At 58.7% G+C, this 14,246-nt stretch carries 16 protein-coding genes; 7 read left to right on the top strand and 9 right to left on the bottom strand.

Annotation, left to right across the window (positions count from 1 at the left end):
* Window positions 1-72: 72 nt before the first annotated feature.
* From AAFN47_RS23470 to AAFN47_RS23480, 3 genes are all read right to left on the bottom strand, one after another.
* Window positions 73-348 carry a hypothetical protein gene (locus AAFN47_RS23470; protein WP_499811701.1) on the bottom strand — a complete coding sequence of 92 codons (276 nt, stop codon included), beginning with the start codon at window positions 346-348 and terminating at the stop codon, window positions 73-75.
* A 120-nt stretch (window positions 349-468) separates the two neighbouring features.
* Window positions 469-990 (bottom strand): SDR family NAD(P)-dependent oxidoreductase, encoded by a 522-nt coding sequence (locus tag AAFN47_RS23475; protein WP_499811702.1) that lies wholly within the window; start codon window positions 988-990, stop codon window positions 469-471.
* A gap of 58 nt (window positions 991-1,048) precedes the next feature.
* The gene (locus AAFN47_RS23480) at window positions 1,049-1,483 is read right to left on the bottom strand and encodes a MarR family winged helix-turn-helix transcriptional regulator (RefSeq protein ID WP_499811703.1); all 435 of its coding nucleotides are present in this window, start codon (window positions 1,481-1,483) and stop codon (window positions 1,049-1,051) included.
* Between the two features lie 203 nt (window positions 1,484-1,686).
* Here AAFN47_RS23480 and AAFN47_RS23485 point away from each other — a divergent pair, with 203 nt between their 5' ends.
* The 4 genes from AAFN47_RS23485 to AAFN47_RS23500 all read left to right on the top strand — a co-directional run bounded on the left by AAFN47_RS23485 (window position 1,687) and on the right by AAFN47_RS23500 (window position 6,501).
* Window positions 1,687-3,231 carry a sugar ABC transporter ATP-binding protein gene (locus tag AAFN47_RS23485; protein WP_499811704.1) on the top strand — a complete coding sequence of 515 codons (1,545 nt, stop codon included), beginning with the start codon at window positions 1,687-1,689 and terminating at the stop codon, window positions 3,229-3,231.
* 26 nt (window positions 3,232-3,257) lie between these two features.
* Window positions 3,258-4,541 (top strand): ABC transporter permease, encoded by a 1,284-nt coding sequence (locus AAFN47_RS23490; RefSeq protein WP_499811705.1) that lies wholly within the window; start codon window positions 3,258-3,260, stop codon window positions 4,539-4,541.
* 74 nt (window positions 4,542-4,615) lie between these two features.
* Window positions 4,616-5,584 carry a substrate-binding domain-containing protein gene (locus tag AAFN47_RS23495; RefSeq protein WP_499811706.1) on the top strand — a complete coding sequence of 323 codons (969 nt, stop codon included), beginning with the start codon at window positions 4,616-4,618 and terminating at the stop codon, window positions 5,582-5,584.
* A gap of 98 nt (window positions 5,585-5,682) precedes the next feature.
* Window positions 5,683-6,501 (top strand): IclR family transcriptional regulator, encoded by an 819-nt coding sequence (locus AAFN47_RS23500; RefSeq protein ID WP_499811707.1) that lies wholly within the window; start codon window positions 5,683-5,685, stop codon window positions 6,499-6,501.
* Window positions 6,502-6,635: 134 nt separating this feature from the next.
* Here AAFN47_RS23500 and AAFN47_RS23505 read toward each other — a convergent pair whose 3' ends face one another.
* A complete protein-coding gene (locus AAFN47_RS23505; RefSeq protein WP_499811708.1) occupies window positions 6,636-7,082 on the bottom strand; it encodes a hypothetical protein in 447 nt (148 codons plus the stop codon).
* On the opposite strand from AAFN47_RS23505, the gene AAFN47_RS23510 reads away from it, so the two are divergent.
* Window positions 7,071-7,292, top strand: coding sequence for a transposase (locus AAFN47_RS23510; RefSeq protein WP_499811709.1), 222 nt, complete (start codon window positions 7,071-7,073; stop codon window positions 7,290-7,292). The genes AAFN47_RS23505 and AAFN47_RS23510 overlap by 12 nt on opposite strands.
* Window positions 7,293-7,619: 327 nt before the next feature.
* Here AAFN47_RS23510 and AAFN47_RS23515 read toward each other — a convergent pair whose 3' ends face one another.
* From AAFN47_RS23515 to AAFN47_RS23525, 3 genes are all read right to left on the bottom strand, one after another.
* The gene (locus AAFN47_RS23515) at window positions 7,620-8,750 is read right to left on the bottom strand and encodes an MliC family protein (protein WP_499811710.1); all 1,131 of its coding nucleotides are present in this window, start codon (window positions 8,748-8,750) and stop codon (window positions 7,620-7,622) included.
* A gap of 90 nt (window positions 8,751-8,840) precedes the next feature.
* Window positions 8,841-9,719, bottom strand: a complete 879-nt coding sequence (locus AAFN47_RS23520) for a hypothetical protein (RefSeq protein ID WP_499811711.1) — start codon at window positions 9,717-9,719, stop codon at window positions 8,841-8,843.
* 489 nt (window positions 9,720-10,208) lie between these two features.
* Window positions 10,209-10,391, bottom strand: coding sequence for a hypothetical protein (locus AAFN47_RS23525; RefSeq protein ID WP_499811712.1), 183 nt, complete (start codon window positions 10,389-10,391; stop codon window positions 10,209-10,211).
* A gap of 274 nt (window positions 10,392-10,665) precedes the next feature.
* Here AAFN47_RS23525 and AAFN47_RS23530 point away from each other — a divergent pair, with 274 nt between their 5' ends.
* Window positions 10,666-11,553 carry an NAD-dependent epimerase/dehydratase family protein gene (locus AAFN47_RS23530; protein WP_499811713.1) on the top strand — a complete coding sequence of 296 codons (888 nt, stop codon included), beginning with the start codon at window positions 10,666-10,668 and terminating at the stop codon, window positions 11,551-11,553.
* An 84-nt stretch (window positions 11,554-11,637) separates the two neighbouring features.
* Here AAFN47_RS23530 and AAFN47_RS23535 read toward each other — a convergent pair whose 3' ends face one another.
* Entirely contained in the window at window positions 11,638-12,294 is a 657-nt protein-coding gene (locus tag AAFN47_RS23535) for a winged helix-turn-helix transcriptional regulator (RefSeq protein ID WP_499811714.1), read from the bottom strand.
* Window positions 12,295-12,391: 97 nt separating this feature from the next.
* On the opposite strand from AAFN47_RS23535, the gene AAFN47_RS23540 reads away from it, so the two are divergent.
* A complete protein-coding gene (locus AAFN47_RS23540) occupies window positions 12,392-13,117 on the top strand; it encodes a DUF1428 domain-containing protein (protein WP_499811715.1) in 726 nt (241 codons plus the stop codon).
* Window positions 13,118-13,251: 134 nt separating this feature from the next.
* Here the strand turns inward: AAFN47_RS23540 and AAFN47_RS23545 are convergent, their stop codons facing one another.
* Entirely contained in the window at window positions 13,252-14,181 is a 930-nt protein-coding gene (locus AAFN47_RS23545; RefSeq protein WP_499811716.1) for a LysR family transcriptional regulator, read from the bottom strand.
* Window positions 14,182-14,246 lie beyond the last annotated feature (65 nt).

Consider the following 14,246-nt stretch of genomic DNA (forward strand, 5'->3'; position numbering starts at 1 on the left):
AGAATCAGCGCGAAGTCGACCAGTTGAAGCAGTTGAGCCGGGTGAAACGCTGTTCGTGTTTCAGGCCACCACTCAGCCCGGAACCAAAGCTCTCGTTTCAGCAAGGAAGCGCCTTGCGGCTTCCTTGTCTCGCGCCTGACGGCTTGCGGGCGCCGGCTTCCCGGTGAATTCGATATAGTCGCCGGACGCATGACCACTTTGCCCGAGGATCAACTCGTCGACCAGGAAGCACGCCGACCGTTCGGGCGAACTCACGCCATCGATGAAGCCCGACAACACCGGCATGAGCCGTTTCCAGACAAACCGGACGAACGCGTTGCGCTCCCGAGCGAGCGCGGTTCCCGGCATCAGGCCCGGATCGAAGCAATAGATGCGGGCGTCGTTGAAGGCCGGCTCCGTGGAAGCTGCGGCTGCATGGTAGATGGCGCAGAGCTTCGACGTAGCGTAGCGGTCAAGTGCGCATTGCGCTTAGTCGCGGTCCGGCCGGGTGTTCTCGCCAGACGCCGCAGCGCTTGCAGAGGCGTAATCCGCGCCCGCGAATCCAGCGCGGCTGGCAAGCCTGTTGTCCGGATCATGCGTTCCGCTGCCGGTGGTGACGACGACCGCGTTTCGGGCAAGGCTGTCGCTTAACGCGTCGACAAGCTGCAGGTGGCCCATCACGTTCGTGGCGAAGGTTTCGTCGATCCCGTCAGCCGTGTGTCTTTGGGTCCCGAGAATTTGCAGCCCGGCAATACAACACAGCGAGGATATCCCGCGACCGCCGAGTCGCTCTTTCACGGCGGTCGCGAAAGCGCTTACCCGCTTTGGCGATGCGGTGTCGAGATCCAGCACATCCAGCCGCCCGGCCGGAACGGCGTCTCTCAACGCTCTGGCTGTCGCCGGATTGCGCGCGCCGGCGATGATCCGGTCGTCGGTGATTTTCGCCAGTCGCCGCGCGACGTCGAGCCCCAGGCCGGAGGTCGCTCCAGTGATGACATGCACTGTCGACATGATATGTCCTCTTCATGCGTTTGACATGAGAATTCATATAATACGAATATCGTATTATTCAATTGTCGTTTTGTGCGATTTTGGTAATAAGGGAGACGAAGAGGTCCTGATCGTCCGGTGGAAGCTGCTCCAGCATCAATTTGCAATGATGCGTCTGAATGGCGATGAGATCGGCCACATAGGCCCGTCCCGCATCCGTCAGGCCAAGAGCGATCGCTCTGCGATTTTCGTCCGGTCGGTCCCGTTTCAGGAAATTGCGACCGGCGAGACGGTCTGTGACGGAGGAAATCGTGGTTGGCGCCACGTTCAGGTGGCGCGCAATATCGGTGGGGCCGCATCCGGGGTGGGCGGATATGTACAGCATCGCCTGAGTGTCGATCTGGTTGAGCGGTTTGCCGTCCGGCGCTTCCTGTTCGGCGATCTTGAAGCGGCGCATCAGCGAGTCGATCGCGGTTCGAAGCGCTGACGCGCGGCTGTCTTGAGTTGAATCCATCAGTGAGTATTAAGCCACGCGCCAATGATTTTATAGCGCAATTCGCATTTTCTACTCCAACAGTCATGCACCTGAAACGCCTTGGTAATCGGCTGCCCGGACATCGCGACCGACGCTTCCAGGCAAAATAGTATATTTACATACAAAACCGTTTTGTATATGAAACGCCTAGTGCTTGAGCGGCTTGGATCTTGGGAGGGATCATGGCGCAGACCAAAACAAGCGAGGAGGCGAACCCCGCTGAAAGCAAGGTAGAGTTACGTCTCCAGAATATCGAGATGAGCTTTTCCGGTCACACTGTATTGCGTGGCGTCGATCTCAGCATTGTCGGCGGAGAAATTCATGCCCTGATGGGAGAGAACGGCGCCGGCAAGAGCACCCTCGTCAAGATCATCAGCGGCGTGCAGGAACCCACAATCGGCAAACTGTTTCTGGATGGACGGGAAGTCAGCTTCGATTCGCCCAGAGAAGCCGAAAACTGTGGCATCGTCATCATGCACCAGGAGTTGAGCCTGGTGCCGGAAATGACTGTGGCCGAAAACGTCATGCTGGGTCACGAGCCGAAGATTCGGGGGCTACTGATCAATCGAAAGGAACTGCGCGAGAAAGCCAGGGAGGCGCTGCTGCAGTTCGGCTTCAAGCTGGATATCGATACACCCGTCAAGAACCTGCGCGTTGGCGAGCAGCAGCTTGTCGAGATCGCGCGTGCGCTGCTCATGGATGCGCGGCTGCTTATAATGGACGAGCCGACGTCGGCGCTTTCGCAAACCGAAACAGACATCCTTATGGAAGTCGTTCGCGATCTCGCCTTCCAGGGTGTTGCAGTCATCTACATTTCTCATCGCATGGATGAGGTATTCGAGATCTCGGACCGCGTAACGGTCTTGCGTGACGGAAACATGATTGGGACCAAAATGGTTTCCTCAACCACGTCGGACGATCTCATAGAGATGATGGTCGGGCGTTCGGTCGAAATCAATCCGGTCAACCGGGCGAAGCCAGCCGGTGACGAGACCGTCATGCGGGTTTCCGGACTGACCGCAATAGACAAGGGACACAAGGTCCTCGACAATATCGGTTTTGAATTGCGCAAGGGCGAGGTGCTCGGAATCGGCGGCTTGCTCGGCGCCGGGCGAACCGAACTGCTCGAAACCTTGTACGGCGCGCGCGGCGGTTCCTATGCAGGCGACATTGAAATTCACGGAAGGCGCCTTCATCCCTCCACGCCTGCCGACGGGCTGCGTGAAGGGCTGGCGCTGATAACCGAAGACCGCAAGGGCAATGGCCTGCTGCTGAAACGCAACATTCGCGACAATGTGGTCTTGCCGCTGCTCTCCAGCAAAACGCGTTTCGGACTTCTGTCGCCCTCGATGGAGCAGACCGAGGCGGTTACGGCGATCGACAGACTGCGCATCATTGCGCGCGGACCAGAACACGTCGTGGAGCGCCTGAGCGGCGGCAATCAGCAGAAAGTGGTTCTCGGCAAGTGGCTGGCGACCGAGCCGCGGATCCTGCTTCTGGACGAGCCGACCCGCGGTATCGATATCGGAGCGAAAGACGAGATCTATCGACTGATTGGCGAAGCTGCCGATTCGGGCATGTCGGTCCTCTTCGCGAGTTCCGAGATCCCCGAATTTCTAGCCGTCTGCGATCGCGTTATCGTTCTTACGGAGGGAGCCATGGCGGGTGAACTGTCCAGGCAGGAGATGTCCGTGGAAGCAATCAAGAATCTTGCGATGCAGATTTGACAGCGATGTTCGGGGGAAGAGGTAAAATGGCGACAACTGACAAAATGTCCCGATCCCAAGCCACAACGGCAGATCTCAATTCGCCGCTGCTGACCTTACTTAACCGTACCAAACTCTACTGGGGTCTGATCATCCTGCTCGTATTCGGAGCCCTGACTTCGCCGCTGACATCCAAGGGCAACAATATATTCTTGTCGATCGGCAACCTGACCGATGTCCTGCGTCAGGTTTCCGTAACCGGGATTGTGGCCGTCGGCATGACAATGGTGATCTTTCTGGCGGGAATCGATCTTTCCGTCGGGTCCGTGCTGGCGCTTGGCACGGTCATTTGCGCGATGCTGTTGACTCAGGAAGGCTGGACAGCCGCGAGCATGTTTGCGGTTCCCGCAACGGGGACGGTCGTCTTCGTCTGTCTGTTTTTCTTTATCGGTTTCATGCGCCGCAGTGCGCAGGGCGTCGGCGCGGAGATGTCCGCCAGCGGTTCCGAAAGATCGGTGAAGCTCTTAATCGCACTGGTTTGTGGCGGCGTCGCCATGTGGTGGCTGGCAAGTCAGGTGGACAGCAAGTTCGGCGTGCTGGCGGTGCTTCTGGCGGTCCCATGCGTCGGCGCAGTAATGGGCGCGATAAACGGTTCGCTGATCGTCCATGGCCGCTTGCAGCCCTTCATCGTTACGCTGGCGATGATGGTCGGGGCGCTTGGCCTTGCCCGGGTTGTCGCGGGGCAGGACACGGCCGTTCACCCGGTCTATACCGGCAGCAATGCGACGGAGCATTTCGAGGTGCTGCGCATGCTGATCTGGGGCGTGCTGCCGGTGCCGGGCGTCGTGTTCCTTGTCGTGCTGGCCCTGGCTTTCTTTCTGACCCGGTTCACCACCTTCGGCAGCTATCTGCTTGCCATTGGCGGCAATGAGGAGGCCTCTCGACTGGCGGGAATCGACGTCGCCCGCATCAAGATATCCACCTATGCCATTGCCGGCGCGCTTTCCGCGCTTGCCGGCATTCTCTACGTGGCGCAATTCCGACAAGGCAAGCCGGATGCAGGCCTGGGGCTGGAACTCGACGCGATCGCGGCGGTCGTGATCGGAGGCACAAGCCTGATGGGCGGGCGGGGCGCGATCCTGGGGACGTTCGTCGGCGTCCTGATTTTCGGCTTCCTCAGCAATATTCTGCAGTTGAACAATATCGACAGCAACACCCAGCTTATACTCAAGGGTTTAATCATCGTCGCCGCCGTGCTTCTTCAGGAAGGCCGGCTGGAAGAATTTTTCGCAGCAGTGAAGGAGGGCCTTTTCTGGCGAAAAAGGCTCTGACCCCACATCTTGGAGGATCCAGGGACAGAGCCATCCAAACGCAGCGTAGCTGCACTTTGAACAAGGAGGACATGATGAAAAGAAGACAATTTGGCAAGGGTATATTTGCCGCCTGCGCTGCGGCGCTGGTGGCTGGCGCCCTGAATGCGGACGCTTACGCCGCGGATGACAAGTACGTGATCGGCTTTTCCCAGGTGACAACCGTCGAGCCGTGGCGTGTGCAGTTCAACAAGGATCTGCGCGCGGAAGCCGACCTTCATCCCAATGTGGAGTTGCTGATCTCCGACGCCAATGACCGCACCGAAAAGCAGGTCGCCGACGTCGAGAATTTCATCCGTCAGGAAGTGGATGCAATTCTCATTTCTCCGAAGGAGTCGGCCGGGCTTACCGGTGTCGTGGAACAGGCGACCGAGGCCGGTATTCCGGTTTTCGTTCTCGATCGCAACGTCGATACCGACAAGTTCGTGCAGTGGGTCGGCGGCGACAATGTCCTGATCGGCGAAGCCGCCGGCAAATATGCGCTCGAATTGCTTGGCGGAAAGGGCAACGCCAAGGGCAATATCGTCGAAATCTATGGCGGACTCGGGGTTCAGGCGACGTTTGACCGCTCCGATCCGTTTCATGCCGCATTCGACGGCGAGGAGGGCGTAAAGTTCCTGCTCGATCGCCAGTCCGGCGACTGGAAGCAGGACCAGGCCTACGACATCATGTCCACCGCCCTGCGCAACTACGAAGATATCACCATGGTATACGGTCACAATGATCCCATGGCCTATGGCGCCTATCTTGCGGCAAAGGACGCGGGACGCGAAAAGGACATCATCTTCATCGGCGTGGACGGATTGCCGGATGAGGGCGTGACCTGGGTTGCAAACGGCGAACTGGCCGCGACCTTCCTTTATCCAACGCCCGGCGCGGAAGGATTGCGCCAGGCGTTGAAGCACCTTCAGGGTGAAGAGGTGGAAAAGAAGGTCGTCATGGGAACCGAGGCGATCACCCCTGAAAACGCCGAGGATATTCTGAAGAAAAACGGGCTGAGATAATCAGGCTGAATATTCCTTTGGAAGTGAAAAAAATGAATACAGGGGCATGGTGTGCCCCTGTAAACTTTTGAGCCGCTCGGAAATATCGGATTGATACAGTGTCGGATCGGAAATCGAAACTTCAGAAATACTCCGCTCCGGCTCTGGAAAAAGGGCTCGACATCCTCGAATACCTTTCGTTGACCGATAGCCGTCCGACCCTCTCGCAACTGGCCGCCGGCATAGGCCGGTCGAAGAGCGAGATCTTCCGCATGATGATCGTTCTGGAGGAACGCGGCTACATCAGCCGAAGCGAGGGCGACATCTACTCTCTCACCGATCGTATCTCCACGCTCGGCGCCGAACGTTCGATAAACAGCCGTCTGTCGGAAGCAGCCAAGCCCTATCTGGAAGAGCTTGCCGGCAAAACCGGACTTTCCAACCATCTGAGCGTGCTGGACGGAAGCGATCTGCTTGTGATCGCCAACGCCAATGCTCCGCACTACTATGGTTTGAGCGTCCAGGTAGGCTATCGTACTGCGCTTGGCGGTTCGGCCGCGGGCGCGTGCTTTCTGGCCGATCTGCCAACATCGCAACAGCGCAGGGACGTGTTGGAGAGACTGGCGCAGCAGCCCACCCCCGATATGCTTGCACAGCTTGATAACATGGTTTCACAGTGCCGCGGTGGCGGATACGCGAGCGCGTCCAACGCCGAAACCAATGCGATTCTTGAACTTTCCGCGCCGGTGGTCGCAATCGCGCGCAAGGAAACCATCGCCGCGATAACAATAGCCTGCTTTGCATCAGACTCGATGACGAACCGGTTGCCCGGAATGGCGGACGCGCTCAGGGCGGCGGCGTCTGCCTTTTCCAACAAGCTCGCGATCACCATGCCGACCACCGGTGGAAACGGGCTGTTGCAGTTGGGCGCGCTGTAAAGTCGCAGTCGTAAAAGAAGCGCATTTGGCTGTCGATCACTCCCGATCGCCTCGGCCTCAAAGACGCCTCGGCGGATCGATGGGCGAATCATCTCGGTGACCATGCCGCGCGGAAAAGAGCCGCTCTTCCTTGGTCAAGCCTGCGGCTGCAGAGTGAACAGTGACAGGAAATCTTGGGCGGCGGCGATATCGCCGTCGGCGTCGACCACGCCTTGCGCGACCAGTGTGGGCAGGGGAATGGCGCCATAGACCGCCTTGGCCAGCGCTGTTCCATTGCCGTGAAGCACGAAGGGTGCATCGGGCGTGCGGACCGAAGCTGTTTGCAGCCTGTCTCCGGCCAATCGCATCTCGAACGCCTCGTCACCGAGGTCGAACCCGGCCAGCGTCTCACGCCCCTGTGCGCGGTCGCGCACGAGGTTGACCCCCATCGAAATCATCAAGGCCGAGGGACTGATGAAACGCGTTGGATCGTGACCGGGCACGGTCAACGCCCAGCGGCAGAGCGCTTCGAGAACGGGAAGAAAGCCGCGCCCGGCCTCGGTCAGGGCATAGATGCCGAGCCGTTCATCGTGATCGATCACTCCCGCCTGCACGAGTTGCGCCAGACGACCGGCGAGCACGCTCGCGGCGCTGTGGAATTGTTCGTGCCTTGTTACTCGCCGGACCAGAACCCCATCGAGAAGGCCTTCCAAAAGCTGAAGACACTGCTCAGAAAGGCGAAAGCTCGAACATATGAAGACCTTTGGAAGGCAGTCGGACATGTCTGCAGCCTATTCACACCGCAAGAATGATGGGACAACTTCAGGTCAACAGGATGCGTTCCATACCAATCGCCCATTGCGTTAGTCGAGGGGCCACATCGAGAGCAGAAGCGTGCGGAGCATGCGATATGTTTTCGCCCGCATTTCCTCCCCGATAGCAACCTGCCGTATTCGCTTCCGTTTTTCCAGGATCAGAATCCAGTCTCCAGGGGGAGAGGTGCGGCGTGATGCGCGACGGAGAGTAGAGAGCGGAAGGCCGGGACGCTGCCTTGGCAACCGGGACCCGGTAGGAGCCCCTCCACCGGCAGGTTCCGAGACCACGGCTGCAGAGTTGTTGGCAACGAATACATCTGGCTTTCACTCTGGGCCGAAATAGCCATTCTGTGCCGTAATCCTGAACAGGTCTACCCCGGGTCGAGCTCTGTACATTTCGAGGCAGTTGCCGGGCCCGTCGGTGAACATCCACAATTGGTTGAAGAAGCTCTCCGCCGCAAAGCTCTGTCCTGACGCGAGATTGGCCCGCTGTTCCGGCTGTCCGTTGGCTCCGATCACAACCACGCCCCTGTGTGCATCCGTTGCGTTAACGAACTTTACCGCCACCGGCCGTTCGGGCAGTTCCGTGTGCGGTGCGGCCAGTGTCTCGCAAGTCGTCCATAGAGGATCGAAGCTCTCCGCTGCCGGCTCGGTCGGGGCTGGACTACCGACCCTCTCTCTCACTTCGGCCAAGGCCTCGCACTCATTGATGAATTCGCTGATAGCGCTGGCGCTGCCCTTAAGCGGCAGCGTTACTCTGTGGCCGCCGGCCCGGTAGGCGATCTCCCGCCTTCTCTTGAGTGCTCCCCACAGGGGATCATCCGCTGGCACTTCGATCGCCACTCCTCCAACGCCTTGCTCCAGCCGAGTTCCCGAAACAACGCCGCTGTAGCTGCGCCTGAAATCTTCGGCAAAGAATTCGATGTCGAGCGGCGCACCCTCGATCTTGCCGCCCACCGCCGCGCCAAAGGTCAAGTTCGGTCGGCCGCCGGGGCAAGCGCCATCGACCATCGAATTGTCGGTCTCCAGTACGCTTGCTCCGATTGTGGGCGGGTTGGCGTCCTCACCCGGCCCGGAGTGCCAAGCCATGTCGGGCGCGGACACTGAGATGCATGAAATGCGTGTGCCATCCCACTCCAGCAAGGCAAGGTCCGCCTTGGATGACAGCGTGAAATAGCCGTTGGTGTAGCGAATTCCTGATCCCGAAACCACCTGCTCCAGTCTGACCTCGGGCAGACCGTCGTGTGAAAAGGACGCCGCGTCGTCATCAATGTGATAACGCACCAGCATTTGTGCGCCGCCATCGCAAACATAATCAACGACATTGTCGGTCGCCAGAGTTGCAACGGGCCAGAAGGCAGCCGGTAAAAAGGCAGGAACACCAAATGTCAACGCGGCAAGTCTGGCGAAACGACGCATCTCTTTCGTGCTCCCCGTGTAGTCGGCTTCATCCATCACGATTCAGTCGATGGTTGAAGCGCGACCCTGACTTGGCCACATACTGGCCCAGACTACCGGCCCGGCATCGGCCGGGGCGTTTCGGCGTCAGCCACCGGGCAATACCATGACCGAAGAGACCTGATCGTTCCATTGGCTGTCGAAGCAATTCTGCTGTCCGGTCACCTTCTTGGATTGTCCTTGAAAGTGAGCATCTTTGAACAAGTTAACCGAGTATCCCGGCGACACCGATATGGACGACATCGAATCGTTTGAGACACCGAGGTTCTTCAGGCTCGTGTCGTCGACCGGCCCAATCTGCAAATGTGCTTCACTGCCAGTGAAATCACAGCCCGAATAAGCGATAGCCGCCGGTATTGTGGCGTCCTTGCTCTTCAGAACGTTGATTTCGACGCCGAATATCCCGGAATCTACCAACAGCACGGTGGTCACATAGGCGTCGCTCGGAATCCCAATATAAATCCAGTCCTCCTCGGCGCGCACTTCAAATACAGAATCACTCGACGTTCCGGCATTCCCTACCGGCTGCGATATTGGCGCCACGGAAGCCGCGGCGATCCCGCAGAGCGGGCAGACTGTCGACAGCGTCGCGATCGATCCGGCGGTTGCAACTTTCTTGATCTTATCGACCGTCCCGGAGTCTCTTGCTCTTACAAGCGCCACCGCAGAGCTATCGGCGTTTGGATTGCAGAACAGATTGCTATCGCGAGCCGCATCCGTTCTGAACGGCGCTTTGGAGGCCGTGACATCCACTTTCCTGGCGGCATGGTCGACCTGGAACGTAACGTCTTCCGTCTTGAACCATTCGACATCGACGTTTGCTTTTGCGCCTGGCAGTGCCCCCTGGAAAATAACAATCATTTCGATGCATTGCCGGGCTTGAGCAATGTTGCTCCCAACTAGCAAAGTGGTGAAACCAAATAAGAACGTTGCACAGATTCGCGCTGTAATTGACGAATATCTCATTATACTTTGTTCCCCTACTAACATTGCACCCATAAAGCTCTTTTTATTTACTGTCTACCATTCATGTCAGCGATGTCTGGGCGAAATGGCTTGAGCCGACTTGACGCTCTCTGCACGCTGAAGTTCGAAATTCAGTTCAAACGAACATCAGCGGGAAAGAACCTTGAATTCAGGCTTCAGCCCGCACCCAAATTCTATGTCTTCGGCTTTCGCTTGCATTATCTTTGGTTCGACCCTGCGTGCTCCGGATGAGAAGCGAACCTACCCAGTTATCCGATGAAGCTCTCAAAGAGGACTGCTCGATTGTCGAGAAGGAAAAGGAATCGCTTCAGGTATTGGGATTTCATGTGTTTATCTCACGGCGGCCGGGCGCGCGATTTACAAACCGCGTTAATTTCCTCTCCGATCTTGAGAAAACCGTGCCACAATTCTGTTATCCTGGCGCGCAACGCTGGCTACGATCCAAAAGGGGAAATGGTCAAACCGGGACTATTTCTGACCGTAATGACCCTTGGCTTCACAGACAACCTCGGTCCGCTCACTTAACAAATCGAAGGTCTGCTTTAGCGGAATCTCTCCGACCACTTCCTGTTCGGCGATCTTGAAGCGGCGCATCAGCGAGTCGATCGCGGTTCGAAGGGCGGTCGCCTGCGTGTCAATCGGTGTATCCATGGCGCGATACTATGCGACATTCGAACGATTTCCCATCCCGACGGCTGTACCGTTCAGCCTCGGTCCACCGGCAGCACCGGCGGGAATGTCCGGCTTTCGTCGAGTATCCCGGACCGGCGTCCTGCCCTGCATCGTCTGCACCCAGCCAGTGATCCTCCCTCCCTTCCGGCGAAAAGCTGGCAGGCAGTTGCAACGGCCGCGAAACGACATATTCTGCGCAATCGCAAATAACAGATAAACAGGGTGTTGCGACAACCGCTTTGAAGGGAGACTGATGCGGATCGTTCTTACCGGCAGTTCCGGACGAGTTGGCCGCGCCGTCTTCAGCGCTTTGGCCGGCAAGCACGATGTTATCGGAATCGACCGCTCGCAATTTTCGACCACTCACCGTGTCGGCGATTTTGTGGACAGTTCGTTGTTGCGCTCTGTATTCAAGAGCTCAGATGCCGTCATTCACACCGCCGCCCTCCATGCGCCTCATGTCGGGCTGCTTCCGGACGAAGAGTTTCGGCGCATCAATGTGGAGGGAACCCGCCTCGTTGCCGAAACGGCTATCGGAGCCGGCGTCAAGCGGCTGGTCTTCACAAGTACGACGGCGCTGTACGGATACGCCGTCTCTCCGGGCTCATGTACATGGATAGACGAGGACACGCCCCCACGGCCCAGGAGCATCTACCACCGCACAAAGCTCGAAGCCGAACGCATTCTGGAACGCATGGCCGGTACGGACCTTGATGTACGCGTATTGCGCATGTCGCGCAGCTTTCCCGAGCCGGGCGACGTCATGGCGGCATACCGTCTGCATCGCGGCGTCGATATTCGCGACGTCGCGGATGCCCATGTCGCGGCCCTGTCGAATGCGGGAGAGCCCTTCCAGCGCTACGTCGTGTCGGCTGAGAGTCCCTTTGCAATGGATGACTGCGAAGCTCTTTCAACGGATGCTGCTTCCGTGATCAGACGAATAGCGCCAGACCTTGCTGCAGAATTCGGTCGAAGGGGATGGAGCCTGCCGTGCGCCATCGACCGGGTCTATCAGTCGGCGCGCGTCCGGGAAGGGCTCGGCTGGCGTCCCCGCTTCGGTTTCGGCGAGGTGCTGGCGCAGGTGGACCGGTGCAGCCTGGAGGTGTTGCCTCCCAGACACCGTGCCGGATCATTTCGATGATGCTCAATTCGCACGTATGGATCCGCTCTCGGGGTAATCTCAACTGATAGAGGTGTGGCGCGGGAAAGAGCCGCTCTGCCGTGGTTAGGCCTGCGGCTGCAGAGTGAACAGCGACAGGAAATCTTGGGCGGCGGCGATATCGCCGTCGGCGTCGACCACGCCTTGCGCGACCAGTGTGGGCAGGGGAATGGCGCCATAGACCGCCTTGGCCAGCGCTGTTCCATTGCCGTGAAGCACGAAGGGTGCATCGGGCGTGCGGACCGAAGCTGTTTGCAGCCTGTCTCCGGCCAATCGCATCTCGAACGCCTCGTCACCGAGGTCGAACCCGGCCAGCGTCTCACGCCCCTGTGCGCGGTCGCGCACGAGGTTGACCCCCATCGAAATCATCAAGGCCGAGGGACTGATGAAACGCGTGGGATCGTGACCGGGCACGGTCAACGCCCAGCGGCAGAGCGCTTCGAGAACGGGAAGCAAGCCGCGCCCGGCCTCGGTCAGGGCATAGATGCCGAGCCGTTCATCGTGATCGATTACTCCCGCCTGCACGAGTTGCGCCAGACGACCGGCGAGCACGCTCGCGGTGACGCCCGGCAGCCCGGCCCGGATCATCTGGAAGCGTTTGGGCGCAAACATCAGTTCGCGCGCCACCAGCAGCGCCCAGCGGTCCCCGATCAGGTTGAGCGCATGGGCCGCAAGACAACCTTCATCATATCGGATGCGCGTGTCTTTTGCGTGTTTAATCATATTAACATACTGTCAGTTGTTTTTTCATACTATCTCTGGCAAGCTGAATTCGCAAGCGGAAATCGCCTGCTCCGAGATCCATGGGAAGGAATATTACATGTCTTACATCACAGGCGCGGTTGCGGCCGTACCGACCGCCAACAAAGGCGAATACGCAGAGCATGTCGCAGCCGTCTGGCCGCTGTTCGAATCTTACGGCGCCAGCCGGATGGTCGAGACCTGGGGCGCGGATGTGCCCAAAGGGAAGGTTACCGACTTTTATCGCGCGGTAGACGCCACAGACGGCGAAACGATCGTTTTTTCCTGGATCGAATGGCCCGACAAGGCGACGGCCGACGCCTCCTGGCAAAAGATGCAGGATGATCCGGCAATGAAAGAATTGCCGGAGATGCCTTTTGACGGCAGTCGCATAATATTTGGCGGGTTTGCACCGGTCTACGAGGGCGGAACGCGCGCTGCTGCGGGATACTACCAGGGTTTTCTGCTGGCTGTTCCGGAAAGCAACAAGGCGCCTTACGCCGAAATGGCCGACGAGGGCTGGACAATATTTGAAAAGCACGGCGCCGCCGGCATGGTCGAAGGCTGGGGAGAAGACGTGCCACGGGGAAAGGTCACGGACTTCTACCGCGCGACCAAGGCCGAAGAGGGCGAGGTGGCGGTGTTCAGTTGGGTGGCCTGGCCCGATCGCGCCACCTGCGACAAGGCCTCCAAAGCGATGGAAGCCGAAATGGGCGATATGGATATGTCACAGATGCCCTTCGACGGCATGCGGATGATGTGGGCGGGATTCGAACCCCTGTTCGACTCCACGACGGCTGGCTGAAAAAGAAGAACCGCCAACATTTAAAATGGAACAAGGTAGCTAGCCAGGAACTGGAGAACCGCAGATTTCGCGAGTTCAGTCAGTTCGACTGATGGGATCGTGGATTTGGTCAAGGATGCAGGCGGGCATTCCCATCACTCCCCGATCGCCTCGGCCTCCCAGACGCCATTCCGGATCGATGCGTGGATCATCTCGATGACCGTGTCGCGCACCGTTTCGATGGCGAAGCTGGCGCGGCGTTGGGTGAGTTCGCAGACATAGAGGGTGCGTTTGAGCTCCGGCTCCACGATCGGCCGGGCGTGGATGTCGTCTTCGGCGATCAGGTCGCCCATGAAGAGGCGGGTGCCGATGACGCAGCCGAGACCGGCGCGGATGGCGCCCGCTATCGCGTAGACCGAATTCATCTGCAGACGCGCGCGCGCCTCGAGCTGCTTCAGCAGGACCGCGTCGTCGAGTTGCGCCCGCGCGAAAATGCCATGCCGCAGCATGATGACCGGCAGCTCCAGCATTTCGCGAAAGCGGATCGGGGCGTCCGTATCGCCGATGATCGCGCGCTTGCCGACGCAGACCATGCTCTCCTCCAGCACCGGCCAGGTTCGCAGCCGCGTATCGGAGGGCGGATTGTAAATGAGCGCCAGATCCACCTCCGTCGACAAGAGGTGGTTGAGCGTCGCGCCCGACAGGCTTTCCGAGATCGACAATCTCAACTTCGGATGTTCGGAGAGCATCCGTTCGATCAACGGCACGCCGATCGCCTTGACGCCCGAATGCGCCATGCCGATGGCGACGTCGCCGGCCACTTCGCGGCCGCTGATCCGCAGGTCTTCCCGAGCGGCGTCGATCGCGCGCAGAATGCCGCGGGCGTGATCGTAAAGCCGCTCTCCGGACGCCGTTGGACGCAGGCCGCGCGACTTGCGATCGAACAGGCGCGTGTCCAGCTCCGCTTCGAGATTGGACAGGTGATGGCTTAACGCCGAAACCGCGACATTGAGCTCGATCGAGGCTTTCGACATCGTTCCCGATTCATATATGGTCGCGAAGTAGTAGAGCTGTTTCGAGTTCATGATTTCTATATTTTCGAAAGCAAACTTCAATTCTTTATAATTTTTCAAACCGGCGATCAATGCTA

The sequence above is a fragment of the Hoeflea sp. CAU 1731 genome (assembly GCF_039888615.1).
Classification (GTDB): Bacteria; Pseudomonadota; Alphaproteobacteria; order Rhizobiales; family Rhizobiaceae; genus Flavimaribacter.